At 73.1% G+C, this 21,604-nt stretch carries 15 protein-coding genes; 2 read left to right on the top strand and 13 right to left on the bottom strand.

Annotation, left to right across the window (positions count from 1 at the left end):
• The first annotated feature begins 285 nt into the window (after positions 1–285).
• The gene (locus QWJ13_RS31775) at positions 286–480 is read left to right on the top strand and encodes a hypothetical protein (protein ID WP_316528925.1); all 195 of its coding nucleotides are present in this window, start codon (positions 286–288) and stop codon (positions 478–480) included.
• A gap of 145 nt (positions 481–625) precedes the next feature.
• On the opposite strand, the gene prfB is transcribed toward QWJ13_RS31775, so the two are convergent.
• From prfB to QWJ13_RS31760, 3 genes are all read right to left on the bottom strand, one after another.
• The gene (prfB, locus tag QWJ13_RS31770; protein WP_316528924.1) at positions 626–1,741 is read right to left on the bottom strand and encodes a peptide chain release factor 2; all 1,116 of its coding nucleotides are present in this window, start codon (positions 1,739–1,741) and stop codon (positions 626–628) included.
• A 59-nt stretch (positions 1,742–1,800) separates the two neighbouring features.
• Positions 1,801–3,054, bottom strand: a complete 1,254-nt coding sequence (locus tag QWJ13_RS31765; protein WP_316528923.1) for a serine/threonine-protein kinase — start codon at positions 3,052–3,054, stop codon at positions 1,801–1,803.
• Between the two features lie 226 nt (positions 3,055–3,280).
• On the bottom strand, positions 3,281–5,119 hold the full coding sequence (locus QWJ13_RS31760; protein WP_316528922.1) for a serine/threonine-protein kinase: 1,839 nt from the start codon (positions 5,117–5,119) through the stop codon (positions 3,281–3,283).
• Positions 5,120–5,521: 402 nt separating this feature from the next.
• Between QWJ13_RS31760 and QWJ13_RS31755 the strand changes: the two genes are divergently transcribed.
• A complete protein-coding gene (locus QWJ13_RS31755; RefSeq protein ID WP_316528921.1) occupies positions 5,522–8,326 on the top strand; it encodes an FtsK/SpoIIIE domain-containing protein in 2,805 nt (934 codons plus the stop codon).
• Positions 8,327–8,398: 72 nt separating this feature from the next.
• On the opposite strand, the gene QWJ13_RS31750 is transcribed toward QWJ13_RS31755, so the two are convergent.
• From QWJ13_RS31750 to QWJ13_RS31705, 10 genes are all read right to left on the bottom strand, one after another.
• Positions 8,399–8,620 (bottom strand): hypothetical protein, encoded by a 222-nt coding sequence (locus QWJ13_RS31750; protein WP_316528920.1) that lies wholly within the window; start codon positions 8,618–8,620, stop codon positions 8,399–8,401.
• Positions 8,621–8,639: 19 nt separating this feature from the next.
• The gene (locus QWJ13_RS31745) at positions 8,640–9,437 is read right to left on the bottom strand and encodes a hypothetical protein (protein ID WP_316528919.1); all 798 of its coding nucleotides are present in this window, start codon (positions 9,435–9,437) and stop codon (positions 8,640–8,642) included.
• Positions 9,438–9,590: 153 nt separating this feature from the next.
• Complete coding sequence (locus QWJ13_RS31740) at positions 9,591–10,523, bottom strand: enoyl-CoA hydratase/isomerase family protein (protein ID WP_316528918.1); 933 nt, start codon at positions 10,521–10,523, stop codon at positions 9,591–9,593.
• Positions 10,520–11,653 carry a cytochrome P450 gene (locus QWJ13_RS31735; protein ID WP_316529257.1) on the bottom strand — a complete coding sequence of 378 codons (1,134 nt, stop codon included), beginning with the start codon at positions 11,651–11,653 and terminating at the stop codon, positions 10,520–10,522. The genes QWJ13_RS31740 and QWJ13_RS31735 overlap by 4 nt, the downstream gene beginning before the upstream one ends.
• Positions 11,654–11,992: 339 nt before the next feature.
• Entirely contained in the window at positions 11,993–13,462 is a 1,470-nt protein-coding gene (locus tag QWJ13_RS31730) for a cytochrome P450 family protein (RefSeq protein ID WP_316528917.1), read from the bottom strand.
• Positions 13,463–13,533: 71 nt separating this feature from the next.
• The gene (locus QWJ13_RS31725) at positions 13,534–14,124 is read right to left on the bottom strand and encodes a GTP-binding protein (RefSeq protein ID WP_316528916.1); all 591 of its coding nucleotides are present in this window, start codon (positions 14,122–14,124) and stop codon (positions 13,534–13,536) included.
• The gene (locus QWJ13_RS31720; protein ID WP_316528915.1) at positions 14,099–14,470 is read right to left on the bottom strand and encodes a DUF742 domain-containing protein; all 372 of its coding nucleotides are present in this window, start codon (positions 14,468–14,470) and stop codon (positions 14,099–14,101) included. Before QWJ13_RS31720 ends, QWJ13_RS31725 begins: the two co-directional genes overlap by 26 nt.
• Entirely contained in the window at positions 14,467–14,868 is a 402-nt protein-coding gene (locus QWJ13_RS31715) for a roadblock/LC7 domain-containing protein (protein WP_316528914.1), read from the bottom strand. Before QWJ13_RS31715 ends, QWJ13_RS31720 begins: the two co-directional genes overlap by 4 nt.
• On the bottom strand, positions 14,865–16,178 hold the full coding sequence (locus tag QWJ13_RS31710) for an ATP-binding protein (RefSeq protein WP_316528913.1): 1,314 nt from the start codon (positions 16,176–16,178) through the stop codon (positions 14,865–14,867). Before QWJ13_RS31710 ends, QWJ13_RS31715 begins: the two co-directional genes overlap by 4 nt.
• Before the next feature lie 384 nt (positions 16,179–16,562).
• The gene (locus tag QWJ13_RS31705) at positions 16,563–21,509 is read right to left on the bottom strand and encodes an NAD-glutamate dehydrogenase (RefSeq protein WP_316528912.1); all 4,947 of its coding nucleotides are present in this window, start codon (positions 21,507–21,509) and stop codon (positions 16,563–16,565) included.
• Positions 21,510–21,604: the final 95 nt, after the last annotated feature.

Genomic DNA, 21,604 nt, shown 5'->3' with positions numbered 1-21,604 from the left:
CGGTCCATGGGCGGGCGAAAGGAGCGCGGAGGGCCGCTCCCGGACTGGGACCATACGCGAATCGGCGAGCGGCCCGCAGGGGCCGCCCGTGGCAGCGGACCGAACCTGGGGGAAATGTCCATTTATGCCCCGAATATTGGGAGCCATCTCACAGCCCGGGAGCCGGAACCGCCGGAACCTGGCACAGTGGAGGTGGCGGTCGGGCCCGGCCGCTCCCCCGTACAGGGCAGTGCATGGAACCAAAACCCCGTCCAGTGCGTTGGCTGTAGGCAAGGAGGAGATCGCATGACCTGCGACCATCTGGTGTGCGCCAACTGCAACGGCCGCGTCAGCGACGGACGTTGCCCGGTATGCCGGGCCAATCGGGCCCGACTTCAGGAGCAGCAGGGGCCGTTCGCCACGCTCTCCCCCGCGATGTTGCTGGCCCTGCTGGCCGGGCTGCTCGCGGTGGCGCTGCTCTGCCGGCAGGCGTTCGCCTGACAACCACGAGACGGTACGACGAAGGCCCCCGACCGCAGCGGTCGGGGGCCTTTCACACGGTCTTACGCGGCGCTGGTCCCGCGCTGCTTGCGCCGACGGATCCCGGCCTCGATGCCGTGCTTGATTTTCATCGAGGCCGCGATCCTCACGCCTCGGTCGACGTCTCGCGCTGCTTGCGCCAGCGGATCCCGGCCTCGATGAAGCCGTCGATGTCACCGTCCAGCACGGCCTGCGGGTTGCCGGCCTCGTACGCGGTGCGGACGTCCTTGACCATCTGGTACGGGTGCAGCACGTAGGAGCGCATCTGGTTGCCCCAGGAGCTGCCGCTGTCCTTGAGCGCGTCCATCGCCGCCTTCTCCTCCTGGCGGCGCCGCTCCAGCAGCTTGGCCTGGAGGACGTTCATCGCGGACGCCTTGTTCTGGATCTGCGAGCGCTCGTTCTGGCAGGAGACCACGATGCCGGTCGGGATGTGGGTGATGCGCACCGCCGAGTCGGTGGTGTTGACGCCCTGGCCGCCGGGGCCGGAGGCGCGGTACACGTCCACCCGCAGGTCACCCTCGTCGATGTCGACGTGGTCGGACTGCTCGACGACCGGGAGGACCTCGACGCCGGCGAAGGAGGTCTGCCGGCGGCCCTGGTTGTCGAACGGCGAGATGCGGACCAGGCGGTGGGTGCCCTGCTCGACGGAGAGGGTGCCGTAGGCGTACGGCGCCTTCACGGTGAAGGTCGCGGACTTGATGCCGGCCTCTTCGGCGTACGAGGTGTCGTACACCTCGGTGGGGTACCCGTGCCGCTCGGCCCAGCGCAGGTACATGCGCATCAGCTGCTCGGCGAAGTCGGCGGCGTCCACGCCACCGGCCTCGGCACGGATGTTGATCAGCGCCTCGCGGGCGTCGTACTCGCCGGACAGGAGGGTGCGGACCTCCAGCTCCTCGACCGCCTTCTGGAGGGCGACGAGCTCGGCCTCGGCCTCGGCACGGGCGTCGGCGTCACCCTCGTCCTCGGCGAGCTCGAAGAGCACGCCCAGGTCGTCGATGCGGCTGCGCAGGTTCTCGACCCGGCGCAGTTCGCCCTGGAGGAAGGAGAGCCGGCTGGTCACCTTCTGCGCGTTCGCGACGTCGTCCCACAGGGTGGGGGCGGCTGCCTCCTCCTCCAGGACCGCGATGTCGGCCCGGATCTTGTCCAGGTCGAGGACGGCCTCGATCGACCCCATGGTCGTATCGAGGTTCTTGAGCTCTTCGGAAGGATCGACGGCTGCCACGCCCCCCAGGGTAATGGTTCCGGGAGTGGTCATGACGACACCCCCGGATTCCCCCGGCTCTACGGGGCCCGCGGGGCGCTGCTGTGCACGGCCGGACGGGCCGGGTGGCCGTCGTCCGGGGCGGTGGCCGCGAAGGCCGTCCAGGCCGCGGCGGCGCCCGCCAGCAGCAGGACGGTGGCGATCAGCACGGCCAGCAGCCGACGGCGGCGCAGCAGCGCCTGGCGGTCCCTGCGGTGGCCCGGGGCGACCCGCTGGGCCCGGGACTCCACCGCGTACGCGGCCAGCTCGTCGGCGGACGGGCGGCGCAGGCTGGTGTGGGTGTCCCGGGTGGAGTCCGGGGCGGCGCCGGGCACCAGGGGGACGGCCGGTCCGCGGCGGCGCTTGTGGATGCCGGGCCCGGCGTCGACCTCGGCGTAGACGGCCTCGCCGGGGGTCAGCTGCTCCTCCGCCGGGGCGCGGCCCTGGCCGGGCACGGCCAGCACCGGCAGGCCGGCCAGCGAGGGCAGCTGCTCGCGCAGCCGCACCGCCAGTTCGGCGGCGCGCAGCCGGGAGGCCGGGGCCTTGGCCAGGCACTCGGAGATGATCCGCCACAGCCCGTCCGGCAGGCCGGGGATCGGCGGCACCTGCTCGGTGACGTGCCGGCGCAGCACCGCGCCGGTGTGGCCGCCGCCGAACGGGGTGGAGCCGGCCAGCAGCTCGTACAGCACGGTGGCGAGGGCGTAGATGTCGACGGCGGCGCGCGGCTCCAGGCCCTCGATGATCTCGGGGGCCAGGTAGTCGGGGGTGCCGATGATCCGGGTGGCCCGGGTGCGGCGGGGGGCGTCGACCAGGCGGGCCACGCCGAAGTCGGTGAGCTTGGCGCGCGGGGCACCGCCGGGGCCGGGGGCGGCGGCGAGGTCGAGCAGGACGTTCTCCGGCTTGACGTCGCGGTGCACGATCCCGGCCGCGTGGGCGGCGGCCAGGCCGTCGGCGACGTCGGCGATGACCGAGGCGGCGGTCTGCGGCGGCAGCGCGCCGTCCCGCTCCAGCCGGGAGCGCAGGTCGGTGCCCTGGACCAGTTCCATCACCAGGGCGAGGTCGCTGCCGTCCACCACCATGTCGCGCACGCCGACCACCCGGGGGTGGTCGAGGCTGGTCAGCGCGGTGCGCTCCTGGACGAAGCGGCCGACCAGCACCTGGTCGGCGGCGAGGTCCTCGCGCAGCAGCTTGACCGCCACCGGGCCGTCGGGCCCCTCACCGAGCCAGACCGTCCCGGCCGAACCCCGGCCGATCACCTGGTGGACGGTGTACCGGCTGCCGATCTTGCGTGCCAATGCTGCTCCGTGGGCGGCGCGGGAGCGCTCCGGGGGGTCCGGCGCGCTCGGTGGGGCGGGACAACAGCGACCAACCTACGCGCCCGGAGACCCCGCGGGGGCCGCCCGAGGGGCCCGGAGCGGGAGTACGGGCCGAGAAATCCGCTGGATTGTCGACATAGCGCCAATGCGGCCGCCCCGGACGGCCGGAGCCCGGGACGGGCCGGGACCACCCGGGCGGACGCCGCTATCCGAGGACTCTGTTCACCCAGCCCCGGGCCGTGTCGAACCAGCCCACGACGTTGTCCCAGTACTGCGGCAGCGAGGTGAAGTTCCACAGCGCCACCCCGGCCAGGCCCAGCACCAGCAGCACCATCAGGCAGCCCTTGAGGCAGCCGAGGCCCGGGATGTACATCCGGTTGCGGCTGCGCGGGCGCGGCTCGCGGGCCGGCGCGGGCTCGCGGCGGGCCGGGGCCGGCGGCTCCTCGCGGCGCTGCGGCGGGGCCTCCCGGTACTGCGGCGCGGGTGGCTCGGCACGGCGCGGCACCGGGGTGGGCGCGGGCGGCGGCGGGTAGCCGCCCTGCGCCTGGCCGTATCCGGCGGGGGCCTGCCGGTAGCCGCCGGGCGGCTGCGGCCGGGCGCCGCGCTGGCCGCCCTGACCGCCCTGGGTGCGGCCCTGGCCGGACTGGTAGGGCGGCGGGGCCACCGGCGGGCGCTGGGCGTAGCCGGGCGGGGGTGTGGGCTGGCGGTAGCCGGGCGGCTGCTGCGGTGCGGGCCGACCGCCCTGGCCGCCCGGTCCGGCCTGGAAGGGGGGCGGGGCGACCTGCGGCTCCGGGTAGTCCTCCGGGCCGAAGTAGCCGACCTGGGTCTGCTGGTTGCGGTCCCGCGCCGCGCGCAGCTGGGTCTGCCACGGGTGCGGCGCCTCCTCCTTCGGCGCGGGCGGCGTGGGCGGCCCGGCGGGCGGCGGCGGCACGGCGGTGGGCGGCATCACCCGGGTGCGGTCGGCGGCGCCCGGCGGGGACGCGGGCGGCTGCTGGGTGCCCATCACCCGGGTCGCCGCGGCCGGGTCGTACTGCGCCCCGCCCGGGGTCGGCGGCAGCAGCTGGGTGCGGTCCTCGGTGCCCGGGGCCGCGGCGGGCGACGGCGGCAGGTTGGCGGGGACGGCGGTCGGCTGCGGGTCCGGCAGCAGCAGGGCGCCGACCGCCAGCGCCTCGTCCACCGCCGCCGGGGAGGCGTGCACCCCGACGCCGGCCGCGACCACCCGCAGGGCGTGGGCCAGCGAGGTGGCGCCGGGCCGCTGCGCCGGGTCCTTGCGCAGGCAGCGCTCGATCACCGTCCAGAGCGGCTCGGGCATGGTGCTGGGCCGCTGCGGCTCCTGGGCCAGGTGCGCGTGGAGGAGGGCGATCGCGCTGTCGCCCTCGAACGGCTGGCGGCCGGTGACCAGCTCGTACAGCATGATCCCGGCGCCGTACACGTCCACCGCGGAGGTCTGCGGACGGCCCTCGGCGGACTCCGGCGCGACGTAGGCGGGGGTGCCGACGAACTCGTGGGTGCGGGTGACGCCCGGGGAGTCGGCGAGCCGGGCGATGCCGAAGTCGGTCAGCAGCGGGTGCATCCGCTCGGTGCCGTCCACCACGGCGGAGGCGAGCATCACGTTGGCCGGCTTGAGGTCGCGGTGGACGATCCCGTCCGCGTGGCTGGCCGCCAGCGCGTCCGCGACCTGGGCCATCAGCAGGGCGCCCGCGATCGGGCTGAACGGGCCGTTGGCGCGCAGGTAGCGGGCCAGGTCGGGGCCGTCCACCAGGTCCATCACCAGGGCCAGCAGCTCGCCCTCGACGACCAGGTCGCGGACCCGGACGATGTTGGGGTGGGTCAGCCGCAGCAGCAGCGAGCGCTCGCGCAGGAAGCGCATCACCACGTCGGGGTCGGCGGCCAGCTCTTCGCGCAGCACCTTGATCGCCACCCGCTGGCCGGGCTCGAAGCCCGGCACCTGGACGTCCTCACGCACCACGCCGCGCCAGACGGTGCCGGTCGCACCCCGCCCGAGGGTCTCATCCAGCAGATACTTGCTGCCGACTGGCCGCACCTGTCGCACTCCTCGCCGTGCCGCCCGCGCGGGGCGCTCTCCCGCTGGTGCGGTGAGCCTGCCGGGCCCGTGTCTGGGCCACTCTAACGGTGTCCACGGGGGTTTTCGGGGGGACTGGCAGGCCATCCGAGCAGGGTTGGGGGACATCCCCTAGGGGAGTGCCCGGAGCCGGTCGACGGGCCCGCCCACGGACCTCTCCGCCGCCTGGCGGCAGGACGGTTGACCTGACCCCCCGTCGCCTCCAACATGGCGATGATCGCAAGATCGTCAAATCCGGTACCGTGCGCGGACCGTCCGTGACGGATGGCAGGATGGACACTCGCCACTCGTGTGGCCCAACGGTGCCCCGGCACCGGGCAGCGGCACCAGGCTTCACATCAGCAGAAGGGACCCGCGGGCGAGATGCAGATCCGGCTGACCGTCCTCCGACCGCGCAGCGGCCCGTCCGCCGCCGGCTCCGCCATTCCCTACGTGGACGTGCTGGTCACCGCGCCCGTCGGCACCGCGCTCGGCGCCATCGCGGGCGCGCTCGCCGGCGCCGTGGGCGTGCGCGGTCCACGGGCCGCCACCCACGTGCACCTGTACGCCGGGGCGCACCGGGTCGACGAACACACCCTGCTCGGCCACCCCCCGCTGCTCGACGGCGCCGTCCTCAGCCTGAACGAGCCCGACCCCACCGCCGACGACCCCGACGACACCCCCGCCGCCGCCGAACTGCGCGTGGTCGGCGGCCCCGACGCCGGCGGCGTGCACCGGCTGCACGGCCGGGAGATCCGGGTCGGCCGCTCCGCCGAGGCCGACGTCCCGCTCGACGACCCGGACGTCTCCCGGCTGCACCTCTCCCTGCACCTCACCGCGGACGGCAAGGTCGCCGTCCGCGACCTCGGCTCCACCAACGGCACCACCCTGGACGGCCGGCTCGTCCCGCCCTGCCCGCCGGAGGCCGCCGTCCCGCTGGAGCCCGGCGCCGTCCTGCGGATCGGCGAATCCACCGTCCAACTGTTCGAACCGGTCGGCGAGCCCGCCCGCGCCGCCCTCCCCGACGGCCACGGCCACCTCCAGCTCGCCGCCCCCGGCCCGGCCCGGCCCGCACCGCACGTGATCGAGCCGCCCGCCGCCCCCGAACCCGCGCCCGGCCGCGGCCGCGGCCTGTTCTCCCTGCTGCCCGGCCGCACCGCCGAGCCGCCCGGCCAGGAGAGCGCCGAACGCCACCACGCCGCCGTACGGCTGCGCCAGACCGCCGCCCAGCGCGAACGCTGGCCCGACCTCGCCACCCTGCTGCTCAACGCCGTCGGCCCCGGCCCCCGGCTCTGGGAGCGCGGCCCCGGCCACCCCGACGCGCTCACCCTGCGGCTGGGCACCGCCGACCGCCCCGGCGGCCCCGGCACCACACCCGGCACCATGCTGCCCTCCGTCCCCGTCACCCTCGACCTCCAGACCGCCGGCAGCCTCGGCCTCAGCGGCCCGCGCGAGCGCCTGGACGCGCTCACCCGCGCCGTCGTCGCCCAACTCGCCGCGCTGCACCCGCCGACCGGGCTGAGCCTCGTCGTGGTCGACGCCGACCCGGCCCGCGCCGCCGAGGACCGCGTCGACACCTGGGCCTGGGCCCTGTGGCTGCCCCACCTGCGCCCGGTCGACGGCCAGGACTGCCGGCTGCTGATCGGCCTCGACGACGAACAGGCCACCGCCCGGCTGACCGAACTCACCGCCCGGCTCAGCGGCCCGAGCGGCCTCACCGGCCACCCCGCCACCGTGGTCGTGGTGGACGGCCGCCCGGCCGCCGAGGCCGCCCGGCAAGCGCTCGACCTGCTGCTGCGCCAGGGCCCGGCGGTCGGCATCTTCCCGATCTGCCTCGCCGAACAGCCCGAACTGCTCCCCCGGGGCCTCGGCGCCACCGCCCTGATCACCGGCGAGGTCGGCACCCAGCTCTCGCTGAACCGCCCGGCCGCCCGCGGCCGGGAGACCCTGCACGAGGTCTCCCTGGACGCCGTCTCGGACGCCTGGGCCGAACGGCTGGCCCGCGTCCTCTCCCCGCTGCGGGAAGCCACCCCGGCCGCCCGCGGACCGCTGCCCGACGCCCTGCGGCTGCTCGACCTGCTCCAGCTCGACACCGTCACCCCGGCCAAGCTGTCCGCCCGTTGGGAGGCGCACGCCGGCGGCATCGGCGCCGCCACCGCACTGCTCGGCACCACCCGGGACGAGCTCTGCACGCTCGACCTCGCCGACCCCGAACTCACCCTCCCCTCCCCCGACCCGGGCGGCCCCCACCTGCTGATCGGCGGCGCCCGCGGCTCCGGCAAGACCGAACTGCTGCGCACCCTGGTCGCCTCCCTCGCCGTCTCCGAGCGCCCCGAACGGCTGGCCGTCACGATCATCGAGGGCCGGGCCACCGAGGACGGCCTGGACGGCTGCACCGAGCTGCCGCACGTCACCGGCCGGGTCAACGCCGCCGCCGAACCGCGCGCCGCACTGCTCGCGGCCGAGGCACTGGAGGACGAACTCGCCCTGCGGGAGCGGCTGTTCGACGGACTGGACTTCGCCTCCTGGCACGCCGCACGCATCCTGGACGGACAGTGCCTGGACGAGGAGGGCGCCGTCCCGGTGCCCGCCGCCGTGGGCGCCGGCACGTCCCTCCCGGCCCCCCGCGTCATCCCGCCGCGCAGCGCCGAGGCGTCCCGGCCCGGCGTCGCACCCGGCCCCGCGCCCGCCCGGCTGGTCGTCGTCGTCGACGACTACGACGCGCTGCTCTCCCCCACCTCCCCCGCCGGCCGCCCGCTCGCCCGAGCGCTGGCCGCCGTCGCCCGCCGCGGCGGACCGCTCGGCATCCACCTCGCCGTCGCCACCGGCCGCCCCGAGGAGAGCGCCGGCACCGAGGTCGACGAGGCCGCCCTGCTCCGGATCGCCCTGCGCACCGACGACCCGGCCGACTCCGACCTGCTCATCCACCTCGGCGACGCGGCCGCCCTCCCCGAGGACACCCCCGGCCGCGGCTACCTCCGCCTCCCCGACGGCGGCGTCAGCGCCTTCCAGACCGCCCGGATCAGCGGCCGCATCCCGCGCACCGCCACCCTGCGCCCCACCGTCGTCGCCATAGACCCCCTCCAACTCGGCGCCCCACCGGCCCGCCGCCCGGTCCGCGAACTCGGCAACGGCCCCACCGACCTCGCCCTCCTCGCCAGCGCCCTCCAACGCGCCGCCTCCCGCTGACCGACGGGCACCACTGGAACGGGCCCCGACGAACCCAGTGGTTCATCGGAGCCCTGTCGCGCCGTCAGGCGGTCAGACGCACTTGATGTCGCGGTTGACCACGGCCATCCCGGCGACCTTGCCGGTGTCCACGGTGAACTCGTACTGCCAGCCCTGCCGGCCCTCGACCGGCATCACGTACGTGCCGCTCCTGGCCGGCTGGAGGCCCTCGGCGCCGTAGGCCTGCTGGAGCGCCTCCAGGGTGGTGCCGACGCCGATGCCCACCGTGCGCGTCGACCCGCGCTTCATCTCCATGTCATGGCCCCCCGAAATCTCAGGAACAGTAAGTGTTGTGCTTGACCAGGGCGAGGCCCGCGACCTTGCCGTCGGCCATGGTGAACTCGTAGAACCAGTCCGGACCGCCGCCCTCGGCCGGGAGTTCGTACGCGCCGTCCTTGTTCGGTTGGAGCTCCTTGCCCGCGTAGGCCTGCTTGAGCTCCTCCTCGGTCGAGCCGGCGCCGACGCCCTCGGCGGTGTGCGCGCCGGCCGGGGCGACCAGCTGGCGCAGGCCCGTCGTACCGAAGTTGACCCGGCCGGTGGTCCGGAAGGTCTGGTCGCGGTTCTTGCGCGCGGGCCCGATCAGGTCGGTGTCCTTGAGGAGCGCGTCGATCTCCGGCCGGACGGCGTTCTCCTGCCGCATCCACTCCTGGGCGAGGTCGTTGTGCTTGATGATCTCTTCCAGCGAGGCCCCGGGCGCCAGCGGTTCGAGCGGCTTGCGCTGCGCCTTGATCTCGTCGATCCGGGCCAGCGCCTTGTGGGCCTTGTCGCCGGCCTCCTTCTCGGCCGCCATCCGGACCGGGTCCGGCGCCGGGCCGCCCTTGTACGCGTAGTCGGTGCAGCCGTTGAGCAGCGAGACCGGCGCCGGTTCCAGGGCGCCGGTGGCCAGCGCGGCGTCCTTGGTCATCGAGAGCGTCAGCCCTCGGTAGCCGCCGGTGCCGAACGGCTGCGGCGGCGTACTGGCCGCGGCGGCCTTCCCCTCTTTGTCACCGCCGTCGCAGGCGGCCGCGCCGGCCACGACCAGAGCCGTCGTCAGGACGGCCCCGGCCATCCGCGCACCACGCGTCGTCCCCATGATCCCCACAGTCCCCACGGTCCCCACCACGATCTTCCCCGTCATCGATCGCACAGGGTAGCGAACGTGCGGGCACGACCTACAACTGGTTTTCCGCACGCGCGGAAGGGCCCGCGTCCGGGGAGGACACGGGCCCTTGGCGGGCGGGCCGGGTCAGTGTGCCGGGGGCCGGTCGGCGAGGCCGCGGGTGTAGTGGGCGGCGGCGAGGACGGAGGCCATCAGCTCGGAGTCGAGCACGGAGGCGTCGGCCATCCGGGTCGCCGCCGCGTGGGAGGCGAGCAGCGTCTTGGTGACGCGCAGCGCGGCCTCGGGGCGGCGGGTGATCGGCCTGGTCCACTCGGCCACCGCCGTGTCCAGGTCCTGCTCGGGGACGACGCGTTGCAGGATGTCGAGTTCACGCGCCTCCACCGCACCGACCGGGCGGCCGGTGAGGATGATCTCGCGGACCCGGGCCGGGCCGACCTCGTGGATCAGCCGGGGCAGCAGGCCGCCCCAGGCGACGGGCAGGCCGAGGGTCAGCTCGGGCAGCCGGAAGACGGCGTTGTCGGCGCCGACCCGCAGGTCGCAGGCGAGCGCCAGGGCGAAGCCGGCGCCGGTCGCCCGGCCCTGGACCCGGGCGACGGTCACGGCGGGGCTGCTGGTGAGGGCCTCGCAGACCTTGCGGGCCTTGTCCCCGTACCTGCGGATGCCGCCGCCGGTGGGGTCCTCGTCGAGGCCCGCGGCGAGTTCCTCCCGGTCGCCGCCGAGGCAGAAGTCCCGGCCGGCCCCGGACAGCACGATCACCCGTACGGCCGGGTCGGGGTCGGCGAGGACGGCGAGGAGTTCGTCCAGCATGGCCGCGGTGACGGCGTTCCCGGTGCCGGGGCTGTCCAGCTCGACGTGGAGCACCGGGCCGCGGAGCTCGGCGCGGACCGTACGGGCGACCGCGGGCTCGACAGCCGGAGCAGGGGCAGGGGCAGGGGCGGGAACAGAAGCCGGGGCCGGATCCGGCTCGGGGTACCAGGCGGCGGGCGGCGCGGGGTTCGTCAGGTACGGGGGCTGCATCGCGTGCGCGGGGTACTGAGACGTCCGGGGAGAAACGTTCATGCCACCACTCTCAGGGACGTCACCCGATGGAAGACCATCCGGGGTGCGTACTCGGGCGCGCTCTGCGCCTCCAGGGTCGGGAAGCGCCGCAGCAGTTGGCCGAGCAGGGCGCGCGCCTCCATCCGGGCCAGGCCCGCGCCGAGGCAGTAGTGGGCGCCGCCGCCGAAGGTGAGGTGGCTGCCCCGGCGGAGCAGGTCGAAGGTGTGCGGGTCCGGGTTGCGGCGCGGATCGCGGTTGGCGGCGCCGTACATCACGTGGACCATGGTGTCCTTGGGCAGGTACGTTCCGGCCAGCACGGTGTCCTCGCCCGCGACCCGGCTGTTGACGCGGATCGGCGGGTCGTAGCGCAGCACTTCCTCGATCGCGCCGTCGATGTGCTCCGGGTGCTCCCGCAGCCACTGCCACCGGCCGGGCGAGCGCAGCAGCAGCCACACCATCGAGGAGAGCAGCGTCGCCGTGGTCTCCAGCGAGGCGATGGTGACGAACATGGTGAGGTCGTAGACGACCCGGTCGGTGTCCTCGCGGTCGCCGCCCAGCGCGTCCCAGGTGCGGATCCAGCCGGCGATCAGATCGTCGCCGTTCGCCTCGCGGCGCTCCCGGACGAGGCGGGTGAAGTACTCGCGCAGGTCCCTGGTGGCCTGCTCGGAGACGGCCAGCTGACTCTTGGTGGGCAGCAGCTCCTGGGCGTGCACCTGGTTGTGGGTCATCGTCAGGATGTGCGGGTAGTCCTGCGGCCCGATGCCCAGCCAGCGCCCGACGGTGTTGATCGGCAGCTGCTCGCTGACCACACCGGCGAAGTCCGCCCCGCCGTCCGCCTGTATTCGCTCGGCCAGGCGGTCGAGCAGCTCGGTGACGTCGGCCTCGATGCGCGGGCCCATGTCCCGGAGGGTGTTGCGGTCGAAGAGGTTCCCGAGGCTGCGCCGCTGCCGGGTGTGCTCGGGGGCGTTGAGCCGGGAGAGGGTGCGGCTCATCTCCTGGGTGGCGACGGCGTCCCAGCGCTTCGGGTCGCTCTGCCGCTCCTGCCAGGCGAAGTCGGGGGCGAGCCAGGTGCGGCCGCGCAGGACCTGGTCGCACGCGTCGTAGCCGGTGACCAGGTAGCCACCCCAGGGCGCCGGGACGAGGTCGCCCAGCGCCCGCAGCCCGTCGTAGACCGCCCCCGGATCGGCGAGCGCCTCGGCCGACCGCAGCCTGCGCAGCAGTGGCACGGCGGCTCGGCGGTCGACCCCGGCGTCGGGGACCTCCGGATCCGCGGGGCGGGTTTCCAACATGGCGGTCACACTGGGCTCCTTGAGCGCGGGCGGTCAGTACGGCGGCGACCTACCCAGCAACGGCGCGCTCAAGCGTCGAATCGTGTTGCTCCCGTCACGTACAGCACCGCAAACGGAACCCGCCTTCCGCACGGCGGCAGCACGAAGCCGGACGGCGCGTCGGATTCCGACAGGCCGTCCGGTCCTCGCCCGGAGCCCGCGTCAGAGCCGGAAGACGTCCAGGAAGGAGCTCCACCAGCCCTTCTTCTGCGGATGCTGCGCGTGCGGCTGGTGCTGAGAATGCTGCGGGTGCTGCGCGTGCGGCTGGTGCTGCTGGTGCTGCGGCCCCCGGGCGGCCCCGGCCACGGCGCCCTGGGGGTACGCCTGGCCCGGCTCGGTGCCGCCCTGCGCCCAGCCGACCGGCCCGCCCGCGGCGGCGTCCGCGCTCGCGGCGGGCCCGGCGGTACGGGCGGGCGCCGGGCTGAACCGCACCGGCAGCGAGACCAGACCGCGCTGGAACGGGCCCGGCCGCCACTCCGCACGCTCCGCGGGCACCGCGAGCGTGACGTCCGGCAGGGCGTTGAGCAGGCACTCGATCGCGCTCAGGGCGATCAGCTGGGCCGGGGACTTGGCCGGGCAGGCGTGTGGGCCGGCGCCCCAGGCCAGGTGGGCCCCCTTGCTGAGGGTCAGTCGGGCGTCGGTCAGCGCCGGGTCGCTGTTGGCGGCGGCGAAGCTGATCACCACCGGGCTGCCCGCGTCCATCGGGACCCCGCCCACGTTGAGGTCCTGCATCGGGTAGTGCGTCGCGTAGTTGGCGATCGGCGGGTTGTTCCACAGCACGTCGTCGAGGGCGTCCTCGATGCGCAGCCCGGGGCCGCCCTCGCCGGACAGCAGCAGGAGCAGCGCGTTGCCGATCAGGTTGCGCTCGGGCTCGACGCCGGCGCCCATCAGCATGACCAGCTGGTCCTTGAGCTCCTCGTCCCGCAGCCCGGCCGGGTGCTGGATGAGCCAGGAGGTGATGTCGTCGCCCGGCTGGCGGCGCTTGAGCGCGACCAGGTCCATCAGGCAGGAGGTGAGTTCCTCGTTGGCCTGGATCACGTCGAGGCCGTCGAAGAGCGCGGACATGCTGCGGGTCAGCCGGTCGCCGATGTCGGCCGGGCAGCCGAACAGCTGGTTGAACAGCAGCAGCGGCAGCAGCTTGGCGTAGTCGTTGATCAGGTCGGCCCGGCCGAGCGGGCTGAACTGGTCGATCAGGTAGCCGGCGATCCGCTCGACGTGCCGGTTGAGCCGGTTGTCGTTGAGCCGCTCCAGGCTCTCGGTGACGGCCTTGCGCAGCCGCAGGTGCTCGGCGCCGTCGGTGAAGAGGCAGTTGGGCCGGTAGAACATCATCGGCAGGACGGGGCTGTCCATCGGCACCCGCCCCTCGTTCAGCGCCGCCCAGCGCCGCGAGTCCCGGGCGAACATCCCCGGGTTCTGGAGCACCCGCAGCGCCGCCTCGTGCGAGGTGACCAGGGTGGCGTCCACGCCCGGGGCCAGCTCCACCGGTGCGGCGGGACCGTTGGCGCGCAGCTTTTCGTAGACCGCGCCGGGGTCGGCGGAGAAGAGGTCCCCGTAGAGCGGTGTGCTCACGCCGGCGTGCATCGGGCAGCCCGGCGGGGGCGACTGCGGGGAGGGTCGCTGCGGAGATTCCATGGGTCGTTCCTTGGAGGTGACCCCGGGCGGATGCGGACCCGGGAGTTGAGGGGAGGGAGGCGTGGGGGAAGTCAGGAGGCCCTGGCGAGCAGGTGCCGGACGAGCGTCAGCAGGGCGTCGGCCGAGGAGCGCTGGTCCCGCGCGTCGCAGAACACCACCGGGGTGTGCGGCAGCAGGTCGAGCGCCTCGCGCAGCTGGTCCTCGGTGTAGTCGCTCTGCCGGTCGAAGCTGTTGACGGCCACCGCGTAGTCCAGGCCGTACTGCTCGATCAGGTCGATGACGGGGAAGGTGTCCGCGAGCCGGGTCGGGTCGGCCAGCAGCAGCGCTCCCAGCGCCCCCCGCGCCATGTCCTCCCAGAGCTGCATGAACCGCTGCTGCCCCGGCGTGCCGAACAGGTACAGCACCAGGTCGTCGTCCAGCGTCAGCCGGCCGAAGTCCAGGGCGACGGTCGTGGTCTTCTTGTCCGGTACGCCGTGGAGGTCGTCGACGCGGACGGACGCCTGCGTCATGCTCTCCTCGGTGCTCAGCGGGGCGATCTCCGACAGCGCCCTGATGAGCGTGGTCTTGCCGACCGCGAAGTGCCCGACGACCAGGATCTTGACGGCGGTCGTCACCGCGCCCGGGACGTAGATGTCCTCAGGCGAACCGGCGTTGAAGTCCATGCAGTACCTTCTCAAGGAGTCTCGGGTCCGGGGCCTGGGCCGGCGGCGGGGCCGATCGGCGCAGCAGCCGCCCTTCGCGGATCAGGTCGGTCAGCAGCAGCCTCACAACCCCTACCGGCAGCTCAAGCCGCGCCGCGACCTCGGCCACCGAGAGGTAGCCGCCGGAGCACAGCTCCCAGATCGCCCGGGTCTCCGGGCTCGCCAGGCCGGGCAGCTCCTGCCCCGGCCCGATGGTGACCAGGGTGATCAGAGACAGGTCGTCCGCATCCGGTAATTCCCGCCCACCGGTGATGACGTAGGAGCGGATGAAGCCGCCGGTGAGCTGTTCCTCGCCGCCCACCGTCATGAACCGCTGAGCGTGCTCTGGCGCGGCGCCGCCGACATCGCCCGGCCGAGTGCGCCCACCTGCTGCTGCATCCGGAAGGACATCGCCTCCATGTCGACGTCGGGCGCGGTGGAGGCCGCCAGGTACGCACCGCTGCCGGCCGCGATCAGGAAGATCCAGCCGTGGTCGTACTCCAGCAGGGTCTGGCGCCAGACGCCGCCGCCCCCGCCGACGAACGGGGCCACCGCGCGGCTCAGCGACTGCATCGAGCTCATCGCGGCGGCGTTGGTCTCCGCCTCGTCGCGGCCTATCTCGCTGGAGCGTTCGAGCAGGAGGCCGTCGGCGGAGACGAGGATGGCGTGCCGGGCTCCGGGTACCTGGAGCAGGTCGTTGAGCACCCAGGACAGGTCGCGGCTCACTGGATCTCGGTTCCTTCCGTGGTCGTGGTGTTGCGCCCGGACAGCGTGCCGCGCTGGAACGCGCCGAGACGGGACGGCGTGTTCTGGCCGAGGCCGCGCACCGGGTCCGCGGCCCGGCCGGGTTGCTGTGGGGAGGGGACGACCGACACCGGGCGCTGGCGGCGGCGCCGCGGCAGCTGCCCGTCCGCGGTCATCTCCGGTGCCGCCGTCGCGGCCGGCACCGGAGCCAGCGGGGCCGTCCCCGGGTCGGGCAGCGAGACGAGCCGCTGTCCGGGGGCCTGCGTCCAGGCCGGGCCGGGCTGCTGGGCGGGGATCTGCTGCGTCCAGGCCTGCGCGGGCTGCTCGGCCGGCGCGGTCTGGTAGTCGGTGTAGTCGCCGTGCTCGGCGACGGGCGGGGCCGCGACCTCGCTGCTGAGCAGCTCGGCCGGCAGCAGCACGACGGCCCGCACTCCGCCGTAGGGGGAGACCGAGTCGACGGAGACCCGGAAGCCGTAGCGGGCGGCGAGCATGCCGGAGACGGCGAAGCCGAACTTCGGCGGGTTGCCCAGGTTGGTGAGGCTGATCGGCGCGCCGGGGTTCAGGAGCGCCGCCGCGCGGTCCTTCTCCTCCTGGCCCATGCCGAGGCCGGCGTCGTCGATGATCAGGCAGACGCCGGTGGGGACGGCCTGGACGCTGACCTCCACCGGGGTGTCCGGGGCGGAGTAGTTGGTCGCGTTGGCGAGCAGCTCGGACAGCACGACGGCGACCGGCTCGACGACCTTGCTGGCGAGCGAGACGCTGACCCGGGAGTGGATCCGCACCCGGTCGAAGTGCCGGATCCGGCCCTGGGCGCTGCGGACCACGTCGAAGACCGAGGCGACGCTCTCCCGGCGGCCCAGCCAGCCGCCGCAGAGCACCGCGATGCCTTGGGCCCGCCGGCCGAACTGGCTGTTGGTGTGGTCGATCGTCATCAGGTCGGCGAGGATCTGGGGGCTGTCGCCGTACTTGCGCTGCACCCGGTCGATGACGATCTGCTGCTCGTCGGCCAGACCCTGGAGCGTGCGCATCGCCGCTTTGAGGACGGCCTTGGTGTCCTCTTCGGCGTCCCGGCGGACGTCCGTCAGCTCGGCGGCGTGCTGGCTCCGCTCACGGTCGTGCAGCACGGCGAGCTCGTCGCGCTGCCGCTGGGCGAGATCGGCCGCCTCCTCAAGGGAAACGTTTCTCCTTCGCAGGGCGAGGTTCGTCCTACGGGCCTGGAGGGCCGCTCCGACGGCTACGAGCATCACCACGATGAAGACCCAGAAAAAGGGTTCCTGCACAAATGACGTCATGAAACTCTCTTCAGGTGGCATCGCGTGGAGCCGGTCCGGGCCCCGAAACGCGAATGGGACTGGCGGCCCAACCTCCTCCGAAAGGCACCTGATGTGGGTGCTCTCCGGCACGAGACCTGCGGCGACGCCTATCGCGGAGTCAGCCTACTGCAACTCCCGGCATGTCAGAACAGCCGCCAAAAAGGGCAGTTGGGGCGAAATTCCACGCGCTGTCGGCACTCCTGGTGAGAAATGGCGAAACTCGTGACGCGACGTTGACCACAGGTGCACATCCTGCGCACAAACGGGAACGGGCGCAGCGTCACCGCCCCGCCACCGTCCGCGAACGCGAAAACGGCGGGCCCGCGTCCGAGTGGACGCGGGCCCGCCGTCTTGCCGGAGCCGTCAGCGCATCGAACCGGTGCGCAGCAGGGTGCGGATGACACGCATCGCGACCGAGAGGCTGGACAGCTCGTAGTTGTCCGAACCCCTTATGTCGTCGAGCGTGGTGCGGGCGCGGTTCAGCAGGGTCGCGTTGAGCTCGGCCCAGGCGTTGTACCGCTCCTCCGGGGTGGCGCCCTCGGGGCCGCAGGCCAGGATGTCGGCGGTCAGCGCCGCGTGCGCCGCGAAGAGGTCCTCGCGGATCGCGGCCCGGGCCATCGACGACCAGCGGTCAGTGCGGGGCAGCTCGATGATGCGGTCGAGCAGGTGCGAGATCTGGAGCCGGTCGCCCAGGTCGTAGTAGAGGTCGGCGACCTCGGCGACGTCCTTGCCGGAACGGTCGGCGACCTCGGCGATGTCCAGGGTCGGGAAGACCGAGGAGAGGCCGGCGATCCGGGTGGCCAGCTCCTCCGGCACGCCGGCGGCGGCGAGCTCGCCGTACACCGACTCGAACCAGGCCAGGTCCTCGCCGCGCAGCGGCTTGGGCAGCGAGCCCCAGACCTGGCTGACCCGGTCGTGGAAGAACTCGATGGTGCCGGCGATGTCGAGCGGCTGGCGGCGGTTGTTGAGCATCCACCGGGTGGCGCGCTCGACCAGGCGCCGCGAGTGCAGGCGCATCTTGGTCTGCACCCGGGCCGGGACCTTGTTGTCCAGGTCCTCGATCTCGGCCCAGATCTGCTCCAGGTCGAAGACGGCCCGCGCGGCGGTGTGCGTCCGGGCGATCTCCTCGTAGGTCGCGCCGGTCTCCTCCTTCAGGCGGAAGGCGAAGGTGCAGCCACCGCGGTTGATCGTGTCGTTGACGATCAGCGTGGTGATGATCTCGCGGCGCAGCGCGTGGTTGTCGATCGCGTCGGCGAACCTGGCCCGCAGCGCGGTCGGGAAGTACTCGTGCAGCGAGGTGCGGAAGTACGGGTCGTCCGGCAGCTCGGTGGCGAGCAGCTCCTCGGCCAGGATGATCTTGGTGTACGCGAGCAGGACGGACATCTCGGGCTGCGAGAGGCCGCGGCCGTTCTGCTGGCGCTCACGGATCTGGCGCTCGGCGGGCAGGAACTCCAGCCCGCGGTCGAGCTGGCCGTTCGACTCGAAGCGGTTGATCATCCGCGCGTGGACGTTGACCATGCTGTGCGCCTGGGAGACGGCGTTGGCCAGCACCACGTTCTGCGCGTAGTTGTTGCGCAGCACCAGGTGGCCGACCTCGTCGGTCATCTCGGCCAGCAGGGCGTTGCGCTGCTTGACCGTCATGTCGCCCTCGGCGACCACCTGGTTGAGCAGGATCTTGATGTTGACCTCGTGGTCCGAGGTGTCCACACCGGCGGAGTTGTCGATGGCGTCGGTGTCGATCCAGCCGCCGGTGCCCTCGGGGCCGCCGGTGGCCGCGTACTCGATGCGGCCCAGCTGGGTGCAACCGAGGTTGCCGCCCTCGCCGATGACCCGGGCCCGGACCTGCTCGCCGTTGACGCGGATGGCGTCGTTGGACTTGTCGCCGACCTCGGCGTTGGTCTCGGTGGAGGCCTTGACGTAGGTGCCGATGCCGCCGTTCCAGAACAGGTCGACCGGCGCCTGGAGGACGGCCTTCATCAGCTCGGCCGGGGTCAGCTTGGTCGCCTCGACGCCCAGCGCCGCCCGGACCTGCGGGGTCAGCGGGATCGACTTGGCGCTGCGCGGGAAGACCCCGCCGCCGGCCGAGATCAGCGACTTGTCGTAGTTGTCCCAGGAGCTGCGCGGCAGCTCGAAGAGGCGGCGGCGCTCGGCGTACGCGACGGCCGCGTCCGGGTTCGGGTCGAGGAAGATGTGGCGGTGGTCGAAGGCGGCGACCAGACGGATGTGCTCGCTGAGCAGCATGCCGTTGCCGAAGACGTCACCGGACATGTCGCCGATGCCGATGACGGTGAAGTCCTCGGTCTGGGTGTCGACGCCGAGCTCGCGGAAGTTGCGCTTGACCGACTCCCAGGCGCCGCGGGCGGTGATGCCCATGCCCTTGTGGTCGTAGCCGGCCGAGCCGCCGGAGGCGAACGCGTCGCCCAGCCAGAAGCCGTAGGACTCGGCGACACCGTTGGCGATGTCGGAGAAGGTCGCGGTGCCCTTGTCGGCGGCGACGACCAGGTAGGTGTCGTCCTCGTCGTGGCGGACCACGTCGGCCGGGTGCACGACCTCGCCGCCGACCAGGTTGTCGGTGATGTCCAGCAGCGCCGAGATGAAGGTCTTGTACGAGGCGACACCCTCGGCCAGCCAGGCGTCACGGTCCACCGACGGGTCCGGCAGCTGCTTGGCGACGAAGCCGCCCTTGGCGCCGACCGGGACGATGACGGTGTTCTTGACCATCTGCGCCTTGACCAGGCCCAGGATCTCGGTGCGGAAGTCCTCTCGCCGGTCGGACCAGCGCAGACCGCCGCGGGCGACCTTGCCGAAGCGCAGGTGCACGCCCTCGACCTGCGGCGAGTAGACCCAGATCTCGAACGCCGGGCGCGGGGCCGGCAGGTCCGGGATGGCCTTCGGGTCGAACTTCATCGACACGTAGGAGTGCCACTCGCCGGACGCGGTGTGCTGGAAGAAGTTGGTCCGCAGGGTGGCCCGGATGAGGTTCAGGAAGGAGCGCAGGATGCGGTCCTCGTCCAGCGAGACGACCTCGTCGAGGGCGCCGGACAGCTCCTCCAGGATGCCCTCGGTCAGCTCCAGGGCGCCCGAGCGGTGGCTGGGGCTCAGCCGGGCCTCGAACAGGTTGACCAGCAGGCGGGTGGTGTGGGTGTTGTTGCGGAGCGCGTCCTCCATGTAGTCCTGGGAGAACGTGGAGCCCGCCTGGCGCAGGTACTTGGCGTACGCGCGCAGCATCATCGCCTGGCGCCAGGTCAGCCCGGCGGTCAGCACCAGCTCGTTGAAGCCGTCGTTCTCGGCCTTGCCGGTCCAGGTGGCGGCGAAGGTCTCCTGGAAACGCTCGCGGGCCTCGTCGGTGAGCTCGGTGGCCTCGCGCAGCTTCAGGCCGAAGTCGTAGACCCACGCGGTGGTGCCGTCGGAGCGGCGCAGCGCGTACGGGTGCTCGTCCAGCACCTCGACGCCCAGGCGCTGGAGCACCGGCAGGACCTCGGTGAGCGAGATCGGGCCGCCGACCCGGTAGATCTTGAAGCGGCGCTCGTCGTCGCCCGCGCCGACCGGCTGGTACAGGTTCAGGCGGAAGTCGCCCTCGCCGTGCAGCGACTCGATCTGCTTGATGTCGGCGACGGCGGTGCGCGGCGGGAAGTCGGCGCGGTAGCCGTCGGGGAAGGCGTTGGCGTACTTGTGGCCGAGTTCGGCGGCCTTCTCCTCGCCCAGCTCGGTGTGCAGCTGGTCGTGGAAGCCGTCCATCCAGAACCGGGCGGCCTCGGCCAGGCGGTTCTCGATCCGCTCGATGTCCGTGTCGGTGAGCTGCGGCAGCTCGGTGCCCGGGGCGACCCGGACCATGAAGTGCAGGCGGGTCAGCACCGACTCGGTGGCGTACACCGTGTAGTCGATGGTGGCGCCGTTCAGCTCTTCCTTGAGGATGTCGGTGATCAGCAGCCGGATGCGCGTGGTGTAGCGGTCGCGCGGCAGGTAGATGAACGCCGAGAAGTAGCGCCCGTACTCGTCCTGGCGCAGGAACAGCCGCAGCTTGCGGCGCTCCTGGAGGTAGAGCACGCTCGTCGCGATGGAGAGCAGCTCGGAGGCCGGGGTCTGGAAGATCTCGTCCCGCGGGAAGGTCTCCATGATCTGGAGCAGGTCGCGGCCGTCGTGGCTCTCGCTGGAGAAGCCGGACTCCTCCAGCACCGCCTGGACCTTGCGGCGCACGACCGGGATCCGGGTGACCGACTCGGTGTAGGCGGCGGAGGAGAACAGGCCGAGGAAGCGGCGCTCGCCGATCGGCTCGCCGGCGGCGTTGAACTTCTTCACGCCGACGTAGTCCAGGTAGGACGGGCGGTGCACGGTGGCGCGGCTGTTGGCCTTGGTCAGGACCAGCAGCTTCTTCTCGTGGGCCTTGGCGCGCACCGGCGCGGAGAGCCGGCCGAAGGCGGCGCTGACCGGGTGGTGGGCGTCGTCGTGGCCGTGCGGGTCGGAGCGCAGGATGCCCAGGCCGGTCCCGGCGACGGCCTTGAGGACCTCGTCGCCCTCGTTCCCGACCAGGTCGTACTCGCGGTAGCCGAGGAAGGTGAAGTGGTCGTCGGCGAGCCAGCGCATCAGCTCCCAGGCCTCGCCGACCTCCTGCTCGGGCAGGCCGGCCGGGGGCTGCTCGGCCAGCTCGTCGGCCAGGCGCAGCGCGCTCTCGCGCATCTTGCCCCAGTCCTCGACGACCTCGCGGACGTCGCCGAGCACGCGGCGCAGGTCGGCCTCGATGGCGCGCAGGTCGTCGCGGTCGGTCTCGCGGTCGATCTCGATGTGCATCCACGACTCGACGGTCGCGTCGGCGGGCCACTCGGCGCCGGCGGCCTGGCTGCGGGAGCAGGCGTCGATGTCCAGGATCTCCAGCAGCTTGCCGGTGATGTCACGGCGGACCAGCAGCTGGGGGTGGATGACGATGTGGATCGCGCGGTCCTGGCGGGACAGCTCGTTGGTGACGGAGTCGACCAGGAAGGGCATGTCGTCGGTGACGACCTCGACCACGGTGTGGCCGCAGGACCAGCCGTTCTCCTCGACCGAGGGGGTGTGCACCCGCACCTCGGCGGTGCCCTGCGGACGCTTGAGGCCCAGCCGGTAGTGGGAGGCGGCCGCGCCGTAGACGTCGACCGGGTCGCGGTGGACCAGGTCCTCCGGCGCCGTGTGGAGGTAGTAGTGGTGCAGGTACGCGGTCAGAGCGCCGTTGCTCAGACCCTCCCCGGGCGCCGCTCCTCCTACCTGGCTGTTCTCAGCGGCTGCGGCTGCCTTCTTGAGCAGCTCGGCCTTGGCTGCGTCCAGCTTGGTCTGCATGACTTCTTGGCTCCTGTCGCGCGCCGTTGCGTGACTCGGTCGTGTGTGGATTTACACCGACGGGTCACCGCAATCCTGCCGCACCATCCGACTGA

Source organism: Kitasatospora brasiliensis (assembly GCF_032654805.1).
GTDB classification, from domain to species: domain Bacteria; phylum Actinomycetota; class Actinomycetes; order Streptomycetales; family Streptomycetaceae; genus Kitasatospora; species Kitasatospora brasiliensis.
The sequence above is the reverse complement of the archived record's forward strand: the minus strand, read 5'-3'. Positions and strand labels throughout refer to the sequence as shown.